The sequence below is a fragment of the Pseudomonas sp. BIC9C genome (assembly GCF_034541995.1).
Classification (GTDB): Bacteria; Pseudomonadota; Gammaproteobacteria; order Pseudomonadales; family Pseudomonadaceae; genus Aquipseudomonas; species Aquipseudomonas fluorescens_CC.
Genome location: NZ_JAWDGM010000002.1, coordinates 463,445 through 480,620 on the forward strand (window position 1 = coordinate 463,445; position 17,176 = coordinate 480,620).

The 17,176-nt window shown below is 59.9% G+C and carries 14 protein-coding genes; 11 read left to right on the forward strand and 3 right to left on the reverse strand.

Going from position 1 to position 17,176, the window contains the following annotated elements; all coding sequences use genetic code 11:
• Positions 1–159 precede the first annotated feature (159 nt).
• The 7 genes from RS887_RS12080 (at position 160) to RS887_RS12110 (ending at position 7,911) form a co-directional block, all read left to right on the forward strand.
• The gene (locus RS887_RS12080; protein WP_322615917.1) at positions 160–495 is read left to right on the forward strand and encodes a YceK/YidQ family lipoprotein; all 336 of its coding nucleotides are present in this window, start codon (positions 160–162) and stop codon (positions 493–495) included.
• Between the two features lie 165 nt (positions 496–660).
• On the forward strand, positions 661–2,418 hold the full coding sequence (locus tag RS887_RS12085) for a carbamoyltransferase (protein ID WP_111284198.1): 1,758 nt from the start codon (positions 661–663) through the stop codon (positions 2,416–2,418).
• Positions 2,402–3,532, forward strand: coding sequence for a glycosyltransferase (locus RS887_RS12090; protein WP_322615569.1), 1,131 nt, complete (start codon positions 2,402–2,404; stop codon positions 3,530–3,532). Before RS887_RS12085 ends, RS887_RS12090 begins: the two co-directional genes overlap by 17 nt.
• Positions 3,532–4,428, forward strand: coding sequence for an antimicrobial resistance protein Mig-14 (locus RS887_RS12095; RefSeq protein ID WP_322615570.1), 897 nt, complete (start codon positions 3,532–3,534; stop codon positions 4,426–4,428). Before RS887_RS12090 ends, RS887_RS12095 begins: the two co-directional genes overlap by 1 nt.
• Before the next feature lie 8 nt (positions 4,429–4,436).
• Positions 4,437–5,879 (forward strand): PIG-L deacetylase family protein, encoded by a 1,443-nt coding sequence (locus RS887_RS12100; RefSeq protein ID WP_322615571.1) that lies wholly within the window; start codon positions 4,437–4,439, stop codon positions 5,877–5,879.
• Positions 5,876–7,030: a glycosyltransferase family 4 protein gene (locus RS887_RS12105; RefSeq protein WP_322615572.1), complete on the forward strand. Its 1,155-nt coding sequence runs from the start codon at positions 5,876–5,878 to the stop codon at positions 7,028–7,030. Before RS887_RS12100 ends, RS887_RS12105 begins: the two co-directional genes overlap by 4 nt.
• Positions 7,027–7,911: a glycosyltransferase gene (locus RS887_RS12110; protein ID WP_322615573.1), complete on the forward strand. Its 885-nt coding sequence runs from the start codon at positions 7,027–7,029 to the stop codon at positions 7,909–7,911. Before RS887_RS12105 ends, RS887_RS12110 begins: the two co-directional genes overlap by 4 nt.
• Positions 7,912–7,978: 67 nt before the next feature.
• Here RS887_RS12110 and RS887_RS12115 read toward each other — a convergent pair whose 3' ends face one another.
• Positions 7,979–9,199, reverse strand: a complete 1,221-nt coding sequence (locus RS887_RS12115) for an acyltransferase (protein WP_322615574.1) — start codon at positions 9,197–9,199, stop codon at positions 7,979–7,981.
• Entirely contained in the window at positions 9,199–11,061 is a 1,863-nt protein-coding gene (locus RS887_RS12120) for an O-antigen ligase family protein (RefSeq protein WP_322615575.1), read from the reverse strand. The genes RS887_RS12115 and RS887_RS12120 overlap by 1 nt, the downstream gene beginning before the upstream one ends.
• A 154-nt stretch (positions 11,062–11,215) precedes the next feature.
• Between RS887_RS12120 and msbA the strand changes: the two genes are divergently transcribed.
• The 4 genes from msbA to hldE all read left to right on the forward strand — a co-directional run bounded on the left by msbA (position 11,216) and on the right by hldE (position 16,032).
• The gene (msbA, locus tag RS887_RS12125) at positions 11,216–13,018 is read left to right on the forward strand and encodes a lipid A export permease/ATP-binding protein MsbA (RefSeq protein WP_322615576.1); all 1,803 of its coding nucleotides are present in this window, start codon (positions 11,216–11,218) and stop codon (positions 13,016–13,018) included.
• Positions 13,019–13,202: 184 nt separating this feature from the next.
• Complete coding sequence (locus tag RS887_RS12130) at positions 13,203–13,907, forward strand: sulfotransferase family 2 domain-containing protein (protein WP_322615577.1); 705 nt, start codon at positions 13,203–13,205, stop codon at positions 13,905–13,907.
• The gene (cysC, locus tag RS887_RS12135; RefSeq protein ID WP_322615578.1) at positions 13,900–14,505 is read left to right on the forward strand and encodes an adenylyl-sulfate kinase; all 606 of its coding nucleotides are present in this window, start codon (positions 13,900–13,902) and stop codon (positions 14,503–14,505) included. Before RS887_RS12130 ends, cysC begins: the two co-directional genes overlap by 8 nt.
• 102 nt (positions 14,506–14,607) lie before the next feature.
• Complete coding sequence (gene hldE, locus RS887_RS12140; protein ID WP_111284209.1) at positions 14,608–16,032, forward strand: bifunctional D-glycero-beta-D-manno-heptose-7-phosphate kinase/D-glycero-beta-D-manno-heptose 1-phosphate adenylyltransferase HldE; 1,425 nt, start codon at positions 14,608–14,610, stop codon at positions 16,030–16,032.
• A gap of 164 nt (positions 16,033–16,196) precedes the next feature.
• On the opposite strand, the gene RS887_RS12145 is transcribed toward hldE, so the two are convergent.
• Positions 16,197–17,165: a metal ABC transporter ATPase gene (locus RS887_RS12145; RefSeq protein WP_322615579.1), complete on the reverse strand. Its 969-nt coding sequence runs from the start codon at positions 17,163–17,165 to the stop codon at positions 16,197–16,199.
• Positions 17,166–17,176 lie beyond the last annotated feature (11 nt).

The window sequence follows — 17,176 nt, forward strand, 5'->3', positions numbered from 1 at the left end:
CCTTTGGTCTATCGCGGGCTTGCCCGCGATGAGGCCCGAACAGTCAGCGAAGATTAGGGACAAGTTCTTGTGAACCGTCCTACGCGATTTTGGGAAGTCATGAACTGTGGCTGAAATCGCCCCGATGCTAGCTTGCCTGACGTTCTCGGAGGGCAGGTTTTGACTATAAAAATGGCATTGTCGTTGGGCGCTTTATCACTGGCTTTGACGGGCTGCGGGACCGTTTCCACGGTGTTGCAGGATGATGAAGACGCGGCTCGTAGCCTGCGCAAGCAAAAAACCTACTGTCAGTCCATTCCCCGCATTTACAGCGGCCTGGCGTACGACTTCTGTGCATTGAATGCGCCGCCTGATCCCACAGGTTACCTGGTGCCGTTCATTCTGCTGGATTTGGCCCTGTCCGGTGTCTTCGACACGGTTTCCTTGCCCTATACGGTCTACCGTCAGGCGGCGGACGGCAATATCCTTATCTATTGGCGGCCTGCGCGCGGATAAAAATGCCGCGAGGTCCCCGCCGCCGTTGCATGCCACTTGCGGCTAGAGGCTTGCTGCTGCTTTTACGCTATAATCCCGCCCTTTAGCTGTCTCTCGCCCATTGCGAGGGCACATTAATTTTTGAGGCGCTTGCGCCTGCATGCAGACTAAAGAGGCTAGACCCCTGTGGCATTGACGATTCTTGGCCTGTCCGGCGCCCTTAGCCATGATCCTTCCGCAGCCCTGTACATCGACGGCAAGCTGGTCGCGGCGGCTGAAGAGGAACGCTTCGTACGCGATAAACATGCAAAGAACCGCATGCCCTACGAATCGGCGAAATTCTGCCTGGAACAGGCTGGCATCAAGCCGTCCGATGTCGACGTGGTGGCGATCCCGTTCGCCCCGATCAGCCTGTTCGGCAAGGCTCGCTGGCAGTACGCCAAGCGTTACTGGTACGCCCCGGACCGTGCACTCGACGCGATCCTGATGGGCAACCGTCGCTACAAGCGCTATCGCAACAAGATCGTCTGGTGCCTGGAACAACTGGGTTTTGATCCGAAGAAGATCAAGATCGAGCCGGTCGAACACCACCTGGCCCACGCCTCCAGCGCTTATCACTGCTCCGGTTTCAAAGAGAAAACCGCGATCCTCGGGATCGACGGCAAGGGCGAGTACGCCACGACCTTCTTCGGTTATGGCGTAAACGGCAAGATCCACAAGATCAAGGAATTCTTCGATCCGGACTCCCTCGGCGGCCTGTACGGCGCGATCACCGAGTTCCTCGGTTTCGACATGCTCGACGGCGAGTTCAAGGTCATGGGCATGGCGCCGTATGGCGATGCCAGCAAATACGATTTTTCGCGCCTGGCTTCGTTCGAAAATGGCGAGCTGGTGATCAACACCGACTACGCCAACGTCATCGGCCTGCGTCGCTACAAAGAGAAGGGCAAGGGTTACTACTTCTCGCCGAAGCTGATCGAGTGGCTGGGGCCGAAGCGCGAAGGCGACATCGCCGACGAGCCTTACATCCACTACGCCGCCAGCATTCAAGCGCTGTTCGAAAAAATTGCGCTGCAGATGATCGATTACTACCTGGGCGACGTGCTCAAGGAAACCGGCAAACTGGCCTACGCCGGTGGCTGTGCGTTGAACGTCAAGCTGAACCAGAAAATCATCGCCCGCGACGACGTCAAAGAGCTGTTCGTGCAGCCTGCGTCCGGCGATGCCGGTACCGCGGTGGGTGCAGCGGCCTACGTATCTCACGCCCGTGGCGTGCCGGTCGAGAAGATGGAACATGTCTACCTCGGCCCGTCGTACAGCAACGAAGACGTGATCGCGGCCTGCGCCCGTCACGCCAACAAGCCGACGTGGCGCAAGCTCGACAACATGCCGGAGCAGATCGCCAAAATCATGGTCGATGGCAACCCGGTGGCCTGGTTCCAGGGCCGCATGGAGTTCGGTCCGCGTGCGCTGGGTGGTCGCTCGATCATCGGTTGCCCGAGCGTGGCCGGCGTGGCCGATCGCATCAACCACCAGATCAAGTTCCGCGAGCGCTGGAGGCCGTTCTGCCCGTCGATGCTCGACACCGTGGCGCCGCAGATGATCAAGATCGATCACCCGGCTCCGTTCATGACCTTCACCTTCGAAGTGGCTGAAGAGTGGAAAACCCGCGTGCCGGAAGTCGTCCACGAAGACGGCACCTCCCGTGCCCAGGTGCTCAAGCGCGAATACAACCCGCGCTACTACGACATGATGAAAGCGCTGGAAGTGCTCACCGGCAACGGCGTGTCGCTCAACACCTCGCTCAATCGTCGTGGCGAGCCGATGATCTGCTCGCCGACCGACGCATTGAACATGTTCTTCGGCTCCGATCTGCAGTACCTGATCATGGAAGACATCCTGGTGGTCAAAGAGGGTGCAAACGCTTATGACTCGCTCGGCTGAACGCCATGTGCTGCAGTTCTGCCACGGCTATGACGGGCCGTTTCTGGACTGCGCACGGCAGTACGCCAGCCTGTTCGCGGGGACCGGTTATCGTGTGACCACGGTGTTTCTCACCGGGGCTGCCGATGCCGAAGTCGCCGCGGGCTGCGCTTCCGATGAAGTGCTGTTCATGGAGTACAGCTCCAAGGCCATTCGTGGCCTGAAGCTGGGCGCCATCGGCGATCTGCGCAAGATCGCCGCGTCGCGCAACTTCAGTTTCTGCATCGCTCACCGCTTCAAACCCATCTATATCGCCTTGCTCGGTACGTCGTTGCCGGTCATTGGCGTGCACCACGGGTTTGAAGACTACAAGCGCGGCAGTCGTAAACTGTTCGCGCATATATTCCGCAAGCGTTTGAGTCTGCTCGGCGTGTCCGACGCGGTGCGCGACGACATGCGCAATTGCCTGCCGAAGTGGCCGGTTTCGCGAATTCAGACGTTGTACAACCGAATCGACGTGGATGCCTTGCAAGCCACTCAGGTGTCGGCTCGCGAGGCCCGGGAAACCCTCGGTCTGGCGGCGGATGCCTGGATCGTCGGCAACGTCGGACGGCTGCATCCGGACAAGGACCAGACCACGTTGCTGCAGGGTTTCGCCGAGGCGTTGCCGGGGTTGCCGGCCAACAGCCAGCTGGTCATTCTCGGTAAAGGGCGTCTGGAGGAAAAGCTCAAGGCTCAGGCCAGGGAGCTGGGCATTGGTAACCGGGTGTTGTTCCTCGGCCAAGTGCCGGACGCGCGCAACTACTTCCGGGCCTTCGATGTGTTTGCCCTGAGTTCCGATCACGAACCGTTCGGCATGGTGCTGCTGGAGGCCATGGCCGCCGGCGTACCCTTGCTGGCCACGGCCTGCGGCGGAGCGAAGGAAGTGGTCGAAGGCGTGGGCATCCTGTTCCCGTTGGGCGATGCCGGACATCTGGCCCAGGGGCTGCAACATCTGGCCGGCATGGATGATCAGCAACGCCGACAGTGTGCCGAGTTGATGCTCGAACGCTTGCGCGAGCGCTTTTCCGACCGTGCGGTGCGCGATGCTTTCTGGCACTTGCCGCACGTTACCGAACTGGCACAGAGGGGCTGATGCTCAACCGATTTCAAGGCTGGCGCGAGCGTGGCTGGGCGGTGGTCGACGCCTCGACTTACGCCGAAACCTGGCAACGATATGGCGGCAGCGTCGCGACTCATCCCATGGTGGTCGAGCGGCTGGCGACACTGGCCGACATTCCGGTGCGCTACCTGGCCTGGTTGCAGGGTGGTGAGATCAAGGCGGCGATCCCGACCTGGGGGCGCGACCTGGCCTTGTCCAAGGACGTGCTCAAGCGTCGCGGCAAAAAAGGTCTGTTCGATCTGGGCAACGCCGAAATCATCCTGCCGGCCGCTGCCGATGCCACGGCGCCTTTGCGCCATCGCGCGCGATATCTGTCGGCGCTGAACGAAGGCCGTTTCACTGGCATCAGGTTGCAGGCCGAACAGCTGGCCATGGCCCGCACACCCGAAGAGCTGTCGAAAAAGTTTCGCTATAACCAGCGCCGCGAATTGCGTTTGCTGGAAGAGGCCGGTGGCGTGGTGCGGCCGGTATCGGAGTTTTCCAGCTTCGATCTGGCGGCTATTTATTGTGACCTGTTCCAGCGTCGCTGGGGCTTCCCGGCGACGGGTGCCGAACGCATGGCCGAGGTCATCGAGTTGCTGCGCGAGTTGCTGATCGGTTCGGTGATTTTCCTCAACGATGCGCCGATTGCGATTCAATTGGTGTACCGCGTCGAAACCCCGCAATGGATCAGCGTCGAGTACATCAACGGTGGGGTTGATCCGCAAACCCGTGAGTTCAGCCCCGGCAGCGTGCTGAGTTTTCTCAATACGCAAAGCGCCTGGGAGCATGCCCGGGCGCAGGACAAACCGCTGCGCTTTTCCTTCGGTCGCGCCGACCGTGAATACAAGGATCGCTGGTGCAACCCTGTGCCGGTCTTCACCGTATGAGCCAAGCCATGAGCCGCAAACAGCAACTGCTCAAGCGTCATCGGCGCAATAAACGTATCGGCCTGTTGATTGCGCTGGTGTCGTTGATCGTCATCGGTGTGCTGGTGGCCTGGTGGTTGCCGCTGGTGCTGGCTGTTCTGGGCTGGATTGCCCACGAAGCCTGGTTTGCCGATCATCTGTTCTACTCACCGAAAGACGATTACCAGTACAGCTTTCCCCCGTACACGCCACAGCCCAAGGTGCACCTGAGTGGTGAACACTTGCGCCTGGACGAAGGAGTGATGCTGGTCGACGACGCGACGCTGGTGCTGGCCCTGCGGGTAAAAAGCACCTGGCTGGGACGGTTTGTCGATCCGGTGGTCGAGTTGGCGGGTGGCGAAAATCCTGACCGACAAACCTTCGAGCGCGGCGTAAACGGCCTGCGCTACCTCAATCTCAGTGGCCAGGCTCAAGCGCTGTCGCGTGGTGACCTGCGCTTGCGCGGGCGTTTCTGTCGCGTGTCTGGCGAGCCTGTGCTGTGGGCGTTCGAGCATCCGGATTACCGGCGTCAGCGGGTGATGGTCATCGCGCCTCATGCCGATGACGCCGAGCTGGCGGCCTACGGTTTGTACAGTCAGGCTGACGAAACCTGGATCGTGACGCTGACAGCGGGTGAAATCGAAGCCGAACACTATCAGCAGATGGGTCTGAACAAGGTCGATGCGGCTCGCTTGAAAGGCCGTCTGCGCACCTGGGACAGCATTGCCGTGCCACGTTGGGCCGGTGTGTCCGAGGCTCACTGCATACAACTGGGTTACTTCTGCCTGCAATTGGCGAGCATGCAGGCCGCGCCTGCCGTGGCGGCGGGATCGCGGGAAGCGGACCTGTGCGACACCCGGCTGTTTCGTCAGTTGAATCCTTTCGCGCTGCCCGGCGATGTCGATGGTGCGCCGACCTGGAACAATCTGCTGGCGGATCTGCGCGAGTTGCTGCTGCGCGCCCGGCCCGAGGTCATCGTCCTGCCGCATCCGACCCTGGATCCGCATCCCGATCATATCTGCGCCCAGGTGGCAGTCCTTGAAGCCTTGCAAGGCCTGGACTGGCAACCGACCACACTATTGGGCTACGCCAATCACTTGCACGACAACGACCGCTGGCCGATGGGCGATGCCGGTGATGGCATCGCCTTGCCGCCGGCCTTCGATTCGGCGCAACCGATGCAGCCTTATTGCCTGCCGATGCCGCTGGAGCACCAGCGAGACAAAGCCATGGCGCTGGGCATGATGCACGACCTGCAACCGGCGATGCCATTCAAGCGTCGCTTGCGTCGGTTGATTCAACGGTTGTTGGCCGGTCGGTTGCCGCCAACCTATGGCGAGAACGAATTCTTTCGCAAGGCAGTCCGGCGCCACGAGCTTTTGTGGTCCATCAAGCACACACCAGGCAATGTTACTCAGCGGGGAGAGTTATGAGTCAGCGGTCAAAGGTCCTGCAACTGCAGCCTGACTACAACGTCAAAGCCCATGATTTCGCCGACCTCGCGGAGCAGATCGTCAAGGCCCTGCCCAGTGATCGCTATGAAGTGACCGCCGCGTTTCTGCGCGGCAAACCCGGGCCGGGCGAAGCGGTGAGCCGAGCCGACCGTTCGGTGTACTTCGAATTTTCCGACAAGTCCCTCAAGGGCATGCGCCTGCGGGCGATGTGGCAGCTGTACAAGTTCTGCCGTCGGGAAAAGTTCGATGTGGTGATCTGCAACCGTTTCAAGCCGGTGAACATGATGCTGGCGCTCAATCGCTGGTTGAAAGTGCCGCTGTGCATCGGCATTTCCCACGGTTTTGGCGAGTACGACCGTTTTTACCGGCGCCGCCAGACCCAGCGCCTGATCGATCGTCACTGGCGCTTCGTTGGTGTGTCGCCAGCGGTGAAACAGTATCTGCTGGACTGTGACTGTGGCTTCACCGACCAGAATACCTACGCCATCACCAATGCCATCGACATCGAGCAAGCCGAAGGCCTGCAACACAGTCGTGAAAAGGCCCGTGAAATGCTGGGCATCGATCCGTCGGTGCGGCTGGTCGGTGCGTTGGGGCGACTGGTGCCGGTCAAAGGCCATATTTATTTGCTGCAGGCCTTTGCCGCACTCAAGGACAAATACCCCAATACCCAGCTGGCGATCATTGGTGCCGGCCGCGAAGAGACACGCCTGGCTGCGGAAATCGACCGCCTCGGCCTCAGCGGTCGTGCCCATTTGCTGGGGTTCAAGGAAATTGCCCTGCAGTACATTCGCGCTTTCGACATCTGGACCATGCCCTCCCTGGCCGAAGGCCTCGGGCTGGCGCTGCTTGAAGGCATGAGCGGGCATTTGCCGGTGATTGCCTCGAACGTGCCGGCCATGTTGCCGCTCATCGAGGGGGCCGGTGGCCTGGCGATTACGCCGAAGGATGTGCCGACGCTGCAGGCGGCGCTGGACACTTATCTCGGGTTGTCGGATGACGAGCTCAAGGCCAAGGGCGAGCAGGCCTTCCGTTATCTGCAACAACACCATGACATCGAGGAATTCCGTCGCGAATACCTCAATCTGATCGACTCCGGCCTGGAACAGGCCCGCAAGGAACAGCCATGAACGACGCGCAACCCATCGTCACGGTCATTATCGCGTCGTACAACCACGCCCCTTACATTGAGGAAAGCATTCTCAGCGTCCTTAACCAGACCTATCAGAACATCGAGTTGCTGGTGGTCGATGATGGCTCGAAGGATGACAGCGTCGAGCGGATCAAGGCGTTGCAGGCCATCCATGGTTTCGACTTTCGGGTTCAGGAAAACCAGGGGCTGACCAATACCCTCAATGGTGCGATTGCCCGGGCAAAGGGTAGCCTGATCGTGCCGTTCGGTTCGGATGACATCATGTTGCCGGAGCGAATCGCCACCCAGGTCGCTCATATGGACGGCAAGCCCGAGGTCGGCATTTGCGCCGGCAACATCGAGCTGATCGATGCCGACGGCAACCTCTACCCGGAGAAGCGCCAGCGTCGGGACGTCCCGTTCCGTCGCCTGGACTTCGATGACATGTTCCTGGAGCGCAAGCCCTATCCACCGGCCCCCACCCTGATGATCCGTCGCGAAGCGCTGGAGAAGGTGGGCGGTTTCGACCCGACCATTCGCCTGGAGGACTTGCTGATCGAGTTGAAGGTGACCCATGCCGGTTACTTCATCGATGGCCTGAATGTGTTGATGGCGCGCTATCGCAAGCACGCCACCAACTCCTACAAGAACCACCGTTTCATGATCGACAGCATCCTGCGCACCTACGCGCTCTTCAGCGATCACCCGCTGTATGACGAGGTGCGCTACAAGTTTCTCAATTCCATGTTCCTCAAGACCGCCAACCGCGATCGCAAGCTGGCGCGTGAGTTGCTGGCACAGATTCCGCTCAAGGCCTGGAACAGGAAAACCTGGCGTGGGTTGGGCCGGATGTATTTCTCGCGGTTGGAGAAAGACTGAGCCAGGGGCTGGATTCAAGGGGCGCAGGACGCGGCATTGTCCGCGGTGACATACCCCCGGCGATTGCTCAACGTTGTTGAGCCGTCTTCTCCAGTTCGTTCCTGAACTTTCTGTTCTGGCGTAACCAGTGCAGGGTTTTCTTGCCTGCATTGATACCGGGTTTTTCGATGTACTGGTAAGTCAGGCTGCTGATGATGATCAACAGGCAACTGCACACGGCCAGCAACGGCAGGAAGACCCAGGCTTGTCGGGCGTCAAGATGCAGTACCAGCGGCAATCGCTGCACCAGAATCCAGAGCACGAAACCGTGCAGCAAATACGTGCTGTAGCTGATTTCCCCCAGCCAGCGAATGCTGCGCGGCCTCAGCGCGCCGAACAAGGTATTGCCGGACGCCACGATCACGAAAAACAGTGAAAGCAGCAGCAGCGCTCCCAGGTTGAAAGCGCGGTTGAATACCGTGAAGGCGATCGCCAATGCGAGCAGGGCGATGATGCCCGCCAGGGGGGACAGGCTCCAGGCGACCCAGTGTGGGCGGCGAATCCAGTATGCCGCAGCGATGCCGCCGAGGAAGCTGGCCATGTAGTGCTTCTTGAGTGAGTGTTCCCAGCCGATCACCTCGTAAAGGGCATAGATACCCACCAGGCACAGCACCGTCGACATCCAGCCACCGCGATAAACGAACAGCATGGCGACCAGTGGCAGGGCCAGGTAGAAAAACACCTCGTAGCCCAGCGTCCAGGTGACGTTGGAGATCAACATGCCGGTCTGATGGTACTGGTTGACGTCCGGCCGGTCGAAGGTCAGCCAGGCTAGGATCTGGCCAATGAGCTGGGTCGCGGAAACCTTGAGTTCCCAGTCTCGCAGATAGAACACGCTGACAAACACCATCAACATCAGCGGCAGATAGAGCGGGTAGAGGCGAAACAGCCGCGATACTGCAAACGCCAGCCAGTCGTGTTGCCGCCCGTGGGTGAGCAAACGGTCCCAGAACAGAAACCCGGTGATCATGAAAAAGAGAGCAACGCTGCCCTGGCCGAGCTGCGAGTAGAAATTGCTCGGCGGAAAGTCGATCACCCCGGTTTGCAGGAAGATCCAGGTAATGATCGAGTGGTGGAGGAATACGCCGAAAGCCAGATACCCGCGTAAGCCGTCGATGCCGGCAAAGCGGCTTTCACCGCCATGCTCCAGCTGTCGGGTGAATCTCGGCACGGTACGCAACAGTAGCGTAGCGGTCGCGATGGCAAGCAGGTAGGCCGTCATCGCGATCAGCGGATTGGTTTCGGTCATCAGTGAGCCTGGGCCGAAGGGCTGCCGGCCAGCACTTGCCTGTGCAAATTATCCACGTCGGCTTTCGAAGCCGTCGCGGCGTATCCCTGCAGTAGCGCTTCGAAGTGGTCCTCAAACAGCCAATGCCGATCTTCTGTATAGCGCTGCATATGGCGCAGGTTGCGTCGACGCAGGGAAGGGCTCAAGGAGGAAGGGTAGATTCGCAGGTCGGCCAGGTCGATCAGGCCGAACTCACCGTCCTCCAATACCAACACATTGCCCAGGTGCAGGGAGCGGAAGTAGACCCCTTGCTGATGCAATTGAGCCATGAACTTGCCGAAACGCTCCACCAGTGCCTGGCGCACCGCCGGGGCGGTGATGCCTTGCAGGATCTGGCGCAGCGTATTGCCCGGCAACGGCGAGTAGTGCACAGCGGTGCTGCCGTCTTCGAATCGGTAAAGGTCGAGAATGTGCGGTGTCGGGATGCCCATGCTGCGCAGTTGCACTGCGTTGATGGCAAACCGATCGGAATAGGGCATGAAACTGCCAGAGGTGTACCAGCGGCGGCGGCGGAACAGCTTGAGAAAACTGCCATCGGTCAGTCGCAGGACCTTGGGGCCCAAACCATCTTCTTCGATGATCCGGGCATCGGCAATCAGCAGTTGCAGGGCGCTTGGCGACGCGGTCTTGACCGGCCTGTCCAGCAGGCGTCTGGCCCGCTGATTGATGCTCAATGCGGCAATCAGCGCCAGGGGGATCCACAGCAGGAACCAGTGCTCCTTGGGCCGAGAGATAATCCCGCCACCCTCAGTCAGGCCCGCTCCGATACCGAAGGCCAGCCAGGCCGAGGCTATGATAAACAGCGGTTGCACGCGATGGCGCTGGCTACTAATGAAGCTCCACGCGATGAAGAACAGCCATGGCAGCAGACCGATAATGCCGACATAGTAGAGCACGCCCAGTGCAAAGCTATGGGGCTCCTGGAGGGTGTAGCCGACGCCTGGGTCCAGGGTCAGTTCGGCGTTGTAGCCGTGGCCGATCCATGGACGCTCAGCGATCCTACCCAGGGCCAATTGCCAGAGTTCGATACGGAAGGAACTGCCTCTTTCGAGGATCTTGTCCGCAAACAGCGCGAAAGTCGCCGCTCCGGCGATGAACATGGAGCCAAGCATGAAGACCGAGCGTCGATTCCAGCAGATGAAACACAGCCACAGCGCAGCGATCGTCAGCGCAACCAGTGGAGTCCTGGAGCCGGTGGCCAGCACTGTGGCGAACATGATCGCCATCGCCGGTATGCTCAACCAAAGTACCTGACGTCGCTTGCAGGTCATGCTCAGGCTCAGCCAGTAGGTACAGAAAAAGCCGAAAACGTGGGAGCTGAGCAGTGGATTGTCGAACGCGCCTACACCGATCAGGCGCATTTCCGGTTGGTAGATCTGGCCGAACCTGTACAGGTTGTAGACAGAGGCGATCAGCGCCACCGTCGCGGCACAGAACAGCAGGGGCTGAATGATTTCGCTGCGATAGCGCACCAGCAGGTAGCAGCCAACGAACAGAAACAGGGTATGCAGTGGCGGTTTGAACTGTCCGAAGTCAATATCGTCACCCGGCCCCCAGCGCAGGCTGAGCAGTGCCCACGCCACAAACAGCAGGACGGCAATGACAATCGGTTCGTGCAGCAGTTCTTTGATGAGCCGCGGACGCAGACACAGTGCAATCAGTGCCGGAATGCTGAACAGGCCATAGTAGAGCTTGTGATGCTCGCTGCGCCCCGGCAGGAAAAACAGCGCACAAAGCAGCAATAAATAACCAAGCGGAAGAATCCACAAGCATATGAAATCGAAGATTCTGTTGGACGTACTGTTCAAAGCGTTTAATTGCATGCTGAGTAACTTATTCCTGAATTGAGCAACCGTACCAAGGCAGGGACATCTGGTGGCTATTTGACGCGTCACAATACACAGACTGTATGCGATTGCCAGAACCCCGGGGAAGCTGTGCTAAAGTCAGCGTCCTTTTCATCGACATTCGCGTGATATGACCGACTCCAGTCTCTCCGCAAGCCCATCGAGCTTGAAAATCTACTTCCGTCTGCTCGGCTATGTCCGGCCGTACATCAGCCTGTTCCTGATCAGCATCGTCGGTTTTCTGATTTTCGCTTCGACGCAGCCAATGCTGGGCTACATCCTCAAGTACTTCGTCGACGGTCTATCCAATCCTGAAGCGGCGCTGTTCCCAACCGTGCCCTACCTTCGGGACCTGCAACTGCTGCAGGCGGTGCCGTTGCTGATCATCCTGATCGCCGCGTGGCAGGGATTGGGGTCGTATCTGGGCAACTACTTCCTGGCCAAGGTTTCCCTGGGCCTGGTCCATGACTTGCGGGTCCAGTTGTTCAACAACCTGCTGGTGTTGCCAAACCGGTATTTCGACAAGCATAACTCGGGGCACCTGATTTCACGTATCACGTTCAACGTGACCATGGTCACGGGGGCGGCAACAGATGCGATCAAGGTCGTAATTCGTGAAGGCATGACAGTGATCTTCCTGTTTGCCTCGCTGTTGTTCATGAACTGGCGGCTGACCCTGGTCATGGTCGCCATCCTGCCGCTGATCGCCATCATGGTGCGCACGGCCAGCAAGAAATTCCGCAAGCAGAGCAAGAAAATCCAGCTGGCGATGGGGGACGTGACGCATGTGGCGTCCGAAACGATCCAGGGCTATCGCGTGGTGCGCAGCTTCGGCGGTGAAAAGTACGAAGAGAAACGCTTCTTCGACGCCAGCCAGGGCAATACCGAGAAACAATTGCGCATGACCCGCACCGGTGCCATCTATACGCCGCTGCTGCAATTGGTGATCTACACCGCCATGGCCGTGCTGATGTTCCTGGTGCTGTTCCTGCGGGGCGATGCGTCCGCCGGTGACATGGTTGCGTACATCACCTTGGCCGGCCTGCTGCCCAAGCCGATTCGCCAGCTGTCTGAAGTCAGCTCGACCATCCAGAAGGGTGTGGCCGGTGCTGAAAGTATCTTCGAGCAACTGGATGTCGAGCCAGAAGTCGATACCGGCACTGTCGAGCGTGATGCCGTCAGTGGCCGCCTGGAAGTGCGCAACCTCAGCTTTACCTACCCTGACACCGAGCGTCAGGTGCTCAATGACATCAGTTTCTCGGTAGAGCCCGGGCAAATGGTGGCGCTGGTGGGACGTTCGGGTAGCGGCAAGTCGACCCTGGCCAACCTGATTCCGCGTTTCTATCACCACGACAAGGGCGAAATCCTCATCGATGGCGTCGAAGTGGAGCAGTACAAGCTGTTGAACCTGCGTCAGCATATCGCCCAGGTGACCCAGCACGTGACCCTGTTCAGCGACACCGTGGCCAACAACATCGCCTATGGCGACCTGGCCGGCGCACCCCGTGAAGACATTGAAAAGGCGGCCAGGGATGCCTATGCGATGGACTTCATTGCCCAATTGCCTGAAGGTCTGGACACCCAGGTCGGGGAAAACGGCGTGTTGCTGTCCGGTGGCCAGCGTCAGCGCCTGGCGATTGCCCGGGCACTGTTGAAAAATGCCCCGCTGCTGATTCTCGATGAGGCGACTTCGGCACTCGATACCGAGTCCGAGCGGCATATCCAGGCAGCCCTGGATCAGGTCATGAAAGGTCGCACCACGCTGGTGATCGCTCACCGCTTGTCGACCATCGAGAAGGCTGACCTGATCCTGGTCATGGATCAGGGGAAAATCGTCGAGCGCGGCACCCATGAGCAACTGCTGGCGCAAAACGGTTACTACTCGCGCCTCAACGCGATGGGCCTCGACGCCCCGGCCGAAGACATCGCCTGACCCGGAAAAGGCGAGCCTGGCTCGCCCTTTCACACACCCGACGTGCAACGCGTCGGGTGATTTGTATCCAGACCTTTACGCTTCTTGACCAAACCGGAATAAATCTCGGCAACATGCTTGTTAAGGTTCCTGAACGAACTTTGACTTGAATCGAGAGGGCCATCCCTTTCCCGCGGGTGTCTGGATGTTGCAACGTTATCTCTGGAAGCTGTTGCCCAAGTCGCAACGGGCTTTTCTGCTGGGGCGCCTGTCGGTCGTGGACCGTCAAGCGGTGAACAAGTCGATGTCGGCCAACGTCAGTTTCCCCAAGCCCTTCGAGCAGCGTTCCTGCCTGTTCATCCACGTCCCTAAATGTGCCGGTAGTAGTGTCTGTGCGGCCATGTTCGACGACTGGAGCCCGGGTCACTTGCCGTTATACTGGTATGAGCAGCAATTTCCCGAACAGTTTGCCGCCAGCTTCAAGTTTGCGTTCGTTCGCGATCCCCTTGAAAGGGCCTACTCGGCTTACGCATTCCTGCGGGGCAACGCCCTGGGGAAACGGGATCACGCGGCGCAGAAACTGGTCAGCCACTACCGTGACTTTGATGACTTCGTCGGCCGCTGGCTGCACCTGGAGACGATCCAGCGACAGCTGCACTTCGCCGCGCAAACGGATTTCCTGATGGACTCCATGGGCCATCTGGCGCTGGATTTCGTCGGCTACCAGGAGCACCTGGAGCGGGATTTCAGGCTGGTTTGCGAACAATTGGGCTGTCCGGTGGATCTGCCCCATGTGAACAGGTCGCAGCAGCGGCGCCCGATGCCTGCGCGAGAGTTCTGCACGGTGCGCACCCGCAGGCTGGTGCGGCGGGTCTATCAGCGTGATTACGAGATGCTTGGATATGAATGAAGTCGTGTCATTGTCCCGCCACTCAATCAGACCCTACCCGTTATTGCTGTCGAGCGAAGACCGTGCGGCCCTCAAGTCGCAGGCGCCACGCTGTCTCTGGCTGACGGGGCTGTCAGGGGCCGGCAAGTCGACCCTGGCCAATGCCCTGGAGTTGCAACTCAATCAACAGGGGCTGCACACGTTTGTGCTTGACGGCGACAACCTGCGCGCAGGTCTTTGCCGTGATCTGGGGATGGGGGCTGAATGTCGGCGGGAAAATATCCGCCGCACCGCCGAGGTGGCTCGCCTGATGGTCGACGCGGGGTTGATTGTGATCGTCGCGGCGATCTCGCCGTTTCGGGCCGAACGTGAGGCGGCGCGTCGATTGTTTGCCGACGGAGACTTCATCGAGGTATTTGTGAGCACGCCGTTTGCGGTTTGCGCACAACGTGACCCCAAGGGTTTGTATCGAGCTGCCCGGGAAGGCCGGATCAGGGATTTCACAGGCATTGACAGTCCCTACGAGGCGCCGCTGCATGCGGAGTGCGAAATCGATACGCAAGCGCTGGAAATGGGCGATGCGTGCCGTCGTCTGGCGGGTTTGTTGCTCAAAAAATGAGCAATAAATGCTTGCGAATCATCCCGTTGCAGCCACCGCACAAGCCGACACCAACCCTGTGTTAATATCGCGCCCCTGTTCATTCTGTATGTGGGTTGCACCATGAAGTTGTCCATGCCGCGATTCGATCAAGCCCCTGTCTTGGTGGTTGGCGATGTCATGCTCGACCGTTACTGGCATGGTGGTACCTCACGGATTTCTCCTGAGGCGCCGGTACCGGTGGTCAAGGTCGATCACATCGAGGATCGTCCGGGCGGCGCTGCCAACGTTGCCTTGAACATTGCCGCCCTGGGGGCTCCGGCCTCGCTGGTCGGTGTCACGGGCGACGATGAAGCCGCCAACAGCCTGGTCAACAGCCTCAAGGGCGCTGGCGTGCGGGCCATCTTCCAGCGCGTTGCGCATCAGCCGACCATCGTCAAGTTGCGGGTCATGAGTCGTCACCAGCAGTTGCTGCGTATCGACTTCGAAGAACCCTTCGCCACCGACGCGCTGGCGTTGGCTGCGCAGGTCGATGAGTTGCTCGAAGGCATCAAGGTGCTGGTGTTGTCCGACTACGGCAAAGGCGCGCTGAAAAACCATCAGGCGCTGATCCAGGCCGCCCGTGCCCGGGGCATTCCGGTGCTGGCCGATCCCAAGGGCAAGGATTTCTCGATCTACCGTGGTGCGAGCCTGATCACGCCAAACCTCAACGAATTCGAAACCATCGTTGGTGGTTGCGCCGATGAGCACGAATTGGTGAGCAAGGGCGCGCAGTTGATGCACGACCTGGACCTCGGTGCCTTGCTGGTGACCCGTGGCGAGCACGGCATGACCTTGCTGCGTCCGGATCATCCGGCGCTGCACTTGCCAGCCCGGGCCCGTGAAGTGTTTGACGTGACTGGTGCCGGCGATACGGTGATTTCCACCCTGGCGGCTGCGATTGCCGCGGGTGAAGAACTGCCTCACGCGGTGGCCCTGGCCAACCTGGCGGCCGGTATCGTGGTCGGCAAGCTCGGTACGGCGGCCATCAGTGCGCCGGAACTGCGTCGTGCGATTCAGCGCGAGGAGGGGTCCGAGCGCGGTGTGCTGGGTCTTGAGCAACTGTTGCTGGCGGTCGATGATGCCCGCGCGCACAACGAGCGGATCGTGTTCACCAACGGTTGCTTCGATATCCTGCACGCCGGCCACGTGACCTATCTGGAACAAGCGCGGGCCCAGGGCGATCGCCTGATCGTTGCGATCAACGACGATGCATCGGTCAGCCGCCTGAAAGGGCCGGGTCGTCCGATCAACAGCGTCGACCGGCGCATGGCGGTGCTGGCCGGTCTGGGCGCGGTGGACTGGGTGATCAGCTTCCCGGAAGGCACACCGGAAAACCTGCTGAGCGCGGTCAAACCGGACGTGCTGGTCAAGGGCGGTGACTACGGGATCGACCAGGTGGTTGGCGCGGACATCGTGAAAGCCTACGGCGGCACCGTGAAAGTGCTGGGGCTGGTGGAAAACAGCTCGACCACCGCGATTGTCGAGAAGATCCGCAAGTCCGAATAACGCAGCTTTTGTAGGAGCTGGCTTGTCGGGTCGCCGCATCGCAGCGATGGTCGTTAACGATGACGCTAATCTATTGAACAGATGCGGCGTCCTTGAGTCCATCGCTGGCAAGCCAGCTCCTACAAGGTTATGCGTACACCAGTCGGAGCTGCAGCAGTTTGCTTTCAGGAACTGACTTTTTTACGCGGCACGATCCTCTTCAGCAGCAATTTGGCCTTCCCGCGCAACCGCGCCAACCCCGAATCCTTCCCCGGCGGGGTCAGGCCTTGCTGCCTCACCCAGTCCTTCCAGCGAATTCGTTCATCACGCACCAGCCAGCCTTCCTGTCGGGCAAAACTCTCGGCCAGGTACAGGCCGCGTGTGCTGGCCGGGTACAGCTGATCCTTTTTCAGGGTGTAGAGCTCAGCCATCGGGTGGCCGTCCTGCAAGGGCATCAAGTACAGATCGGGTCGTTTGCGGTCGAGGCGGGCGACGAGTTGATCGCCTTCCAGTCGTTCATCGACATGGAACAGGCTCAGGGATTTGGCTTCCTTGGGAACGTCCAGGCGCAAGTCGTAAATCAGTTGCAGTGATGCTGTTGGCAAATGCACGTATGCCCGCGGACGCTCCATCAGCATCAGATTGGCGCAACGTACCGGCCGCGCCGAGCCGGACAGTGGCGACAGGCGAAACGGCAGGGCTTCACGGTAATGCAGGGCGGCCGAGTAGGGCGCCGGAAGCCAGGTGTCATTGAACCGCCCACTGAGCCAGCCTTCGGGGGTTTCCAGCAGGCATTCCTCGGCAATCTCCTGGATGGCTGTGTGCAAGGGCAGGTTCAGTTCATGGGCCGGCACGTATCCGGAGATCAGCTTGAGCACCACATCGCCACGGTCCTGCCGACGCTGGCGTACCAGCACCCAATAGTCACGATTCTGCCAATGCAGGGTCAGGCGCACCGAAACCCCGAGATTGGCCAGCTCCAGGGCAAACCGTTCGCTGTCGCCGACCGTCACCGGCCGACGACGTTGCAGGGTCTGGGAGAAATTCAGCGGCCTGCCGACGCTCTGATAAGCCAGGCCTTCGGAAGTCGCTTCGACGAATAACGGCAGGGTCTTGAAGTTGCTCGGGTTCTTTCTTATGAGCGTGCGCGGCATGTCGGCTCCTG